The sequence below is a fragment of the Paraflavisolibacter caeni genome (genome assembly GCF_025628885.1).
In the GTDB taxonomy this organism is placed as follows: domain Bacteria; phylum Bacteroidota; class Bacteroidia; order Chitinophagales; family Chitinophagaceae; genus Flavisolibacter; species Flavisolibacter caeni.
Window position 1 is genome coordinate 1 of the sequence record NZ_JAOTIF010000060.1, and the last position, 3,831, is coordinate 3,831.

Sequence of the window (3,831 nt, forward strand, 5' to 3'; positions counted from 1 at the left end):
AACAAAGAGACAAGGGTGTGGTGTTTAGGATAAGCCACTTCACAGCTGTTAAAGCCATGGAGCAACTGCTGCTGCTCAAAAGAAGTCAGGTAATTAATATCCTTTAGCTTACCATTTGCCTTATCGACTATTTGAAGTAATACGTTTTCAAAATGTTGCCGTATCTCTTTTACATGGGTCTCCTCTAATAAATTACTATTGTATTTGAACTCGATCTTTATTTGCCCTATACTATTGATAATAATAGTTAATGGATAATTACTTTGACCATTATGGTATAAATTTCGAAAACTTAAACGCCGTTGATCAGAAAAAAAATCATCACTTACCGGATAATTCTCAAAAGTCAGCAAACTGTCAAACAGCTCTCCCTGTACGCTTGTCCAACTCTGAATATCATTCAAAATAGTGTACTGGTATTGACGTGATGAAGCTTGCTCTTGCTGTAAATTCTGTAACCATTCTACTATACCACTTTCTTCCTCCATATGTGACCGCAAAGGAAGATTATTGATATACATTCCTACGCGCTGCTCGATGTTTGGCAGATCATCAGGACGGGTTGATACAATTGTACCAAAAACGATAACACCACAACCTGTATAACGATGTAATAGATAGGACCATACTCCCTGCATCAACGTATTTAATGTTATACGGTTGTACCTAGTGTAAGCAAGTATTTTAGAAATTGTAGCAGTACTTAATTGTAACTCCTCTGACCTAAACTTCCCGGCTACTTTTGTTCTTTCTGCTGTAGATCTAATAAAAGGCAGGAGCGTACTCTGTTCTACATCCTTTAAATAATTGAGCCAGTATGTTTCATCTCCTTCCTTATCTCGAATTTCAAGATAGCTGATAAAATCTTCATAGCGATCTTCTTTCTCTAATTGTAATGGCTTTCCTGATATTAAAAGTTCATATGCATTTAAAAACTCTTCTAATAAAACAGGCAGGGACCAGCCATCAAATAAAATATGATGAAAGGTCCATAACATCCGATATTGATTTTCATTTAATCTAATTAATGCCATACGCATTAAAGGCACAGCTTTAAAGTCAAATCCTTTATTATAATCGGCTTCTTCATATTTCTTTAAGGCTTCTTTTTGTTCGGTTTCATTCATGTTCCTATAATCCAATATCACAATTGGTAGTTCAACATCATTATATACACATTGAACCGGCTCACTGAACTCATCATAATAAAACGAACTTCTGAGTACGCTATGGCATTGTAACACATGATTCCAGCTTTTACAAAAAACATATTCTACAACGCCAAAGAGATCACACCCAAATTGTTGTATATAGGCTCGCGTCTCTTCATCATATAGTCCATGGAACAACATCCCCATTTGCAAACCACTTAGGGGATAAATAGAAGCAACACTTTTGGTTTTTCTTTCAGCAGGATAACTCGCCGGGAGCTGAGAAAGGTATTGGATAATTTCACTCTTGCGCTCCTTTATGTAGTTTATAATAAACTCATTTTTCTTAATATCCTCAATTTCATCTGCAGTTAACTTCTTTCTATCTCCTTTAAGAATGAGCTTTTCATTTTCTACAGCTAATGAAAAATTCTTTTTTTCCAGGGTTCCGATAAACTCTTTTATCTCCATCATTTCATATAGTTTAAAAGCTGAGGATATTATCTTGATCTTCCTCTTGCTGAATGAATCGTTCGAGTTCTTTATGATTAATTTTAGAGCTCACTCTATAATCAGAAGGTGTTTTGAATACTTCGTATTTGCCCGGTTGTATGCAATGACTGATTAATGACTTCAGATTCAATAAATATTTTTCTGCAATGCCCATGATCGTTTGTTCTTCATAATGCCAATTGCTATAACTCCAATTTATTACGAGTTTTCCTGCCTGCACAACGCAGTTTATTGAAAGCTTCTCCCTGACAATGTATTCACCACTAATACTATCTCCACATGGCTCTACAGCTTCTGTAAAAAAGCCATCCTTGTTATATATATTATCTAATTGGCCCAGATAATTAAATATTATATCCCAACAATCGTTGCCTTTTAACGCATCCTCCTTGTTCAAATATTTCAGCACACCATAGCCAATCCCCTTATCAGGGATTTGCCGCATTTGATCCTTTACACTCCTGATCCAGTCATCTTTTGTCTTTGCATGATCAACTTGCAGTAAAACGGGGTAAAGACAAGTGAACCAACCAATAGTCCGGCTGGTATCTATACGTTCCATAATACTTTCCCTGCCATGTCCCTCCAAGCCTACAATGACGCTGTCTTTATTGCTCCATTTGCATAACGTTATAGCCAATGCACAAAGGAGTATATCATTGATCTCAGTATTATAGGCCCGGTGAACTTCCTGAAGTAACTGCTGCGTTTCCTTTACATCCAAGCATTGAGTAAATTGTCTCGTGTCTTTATATCTGATATCTCCTGCATATTCTTTATCCACATTAAGTGGAACATAGCTTTTAACCAACTTTGACCAATACCCTTTTTGTGACTGTAAACGTTTGCTTTGGCTATACTTTTCCAATGCATGATACCACTGGCGGTAAGAAGAACTCTTTTTTCCCAGATTTATCTCTTCACTATTGATCAATCCATTTAACAGTACTTGTAAATCCTGTATCAATATCCTCCAGGAAACACCATCAACTGCTAAATGATGAATTACAATGAGCAGCCGGTTTGCGTTCTCTGATTCGGGCATTTGCATCCATACTACCCGGATGAGACCTCCATTCCCGATCTGTAAACTACGCTGATAATTATTGGCTATTTCATCTATTAATGCATGCAATGAAGTTTGAGTGGCCGAATGCAAATCTTCTGTTATTAATGCAGATTTACCAGTTCCATATACTTGTTGCCACTGACCGTTTTCTTCATAATACTTAAATCGCAGTGCATCATGATGGGAGATTAATTGTTCTACAGCCCGTTTCAATATTTGTTCGGTAATGACCTTATCGATAGCCAATAATATTCCCTGGTTGAAATGCGATATCTCTGCCTGTTTCTTTTCAAAATACCATTGTTGTATAGGAAGTAATCCGCAAGCACCTGATAAATAATCCTGTTCATCTGTGGTAATTATTGATGCAGATTGATAAGTAATCACTTTTGAAAGTTCTGCAACAGTTTGATGAACAAATAAATCCTTCGGTTGAATATAATATCCTAACCGTTTTGTCCTACTCACCACTTGAATAGAAATAATGGAATCGGCGCCGAGTTCGAAGAAGTTGTCGTGGATGCCGATGGGGGTTACTTTTAAGAGTTGCTGCCAGATCTGCACCAGTTGCTGCTGCACTTCATTTCTGGGGGCTACATACCTGCTGGTGGCACCCACCTCCACCTGCGGCAGGGCCCTCCTGTCCACCTTGCCATTGGCGGTCAGGGGCAGCTGCTCCAACTGCACCCACTGCAGGGGCACCATGTACTCCGGCAGCCTTGCCTTGAGGCATTCTATCAGTTGTTCTTTATTCAAGGCCTCCTCTGCCACTACATAACCCACCAGTCGCTTACTGCTCCCCTCTTCTTCCCTGGCTACCACCACACACTGCCTCACCCCCCGACTCTGCAGCACCACACTCTCGATCTCGCCCAACTCTATTCTATACCCCCGGATCTTGACCTGCTCATCCCTACGGCCCAGGTATTCTATAGAGCCATCCTGAAGCCACCTGCCCATATCCCCGGTCCGGTATAAGCGCGCCCCTGCCTTGAAGGGATGGGCCATAAACTTCTCTTTAGTTAATTCTTCCCGGTTCAGGTAGCCCCGGGCCAGGCCTGCTCCCCCCACACAGATCTCCCCTACTACCCCAATGGG

The 3,831-nt window shown here is 39.8% G+C and carries 2 protein-coding genes; both read right to left on the minus strand.

The genetic code is table 11. From position 1 onward, the window contains the following. A partial coding sequence (locus OCK74_RS27670; RefSeq protein ID WP_279300362.1) for a condensation domain-containing protein occupies window positions 1–1,625 on the minus strand: 1,625 nt, incomplete at its 3' end. 10 nt (window positions 1,626–1,635) lie between these two features. Then, window positions 1,636–3,831: condensation domain-containing protein (locus OCK74_RS27675; RefSeq protein WP_279300363.1), on the minus strand; the 2,196-nt coding region annotated here is incomplete at its 5' end.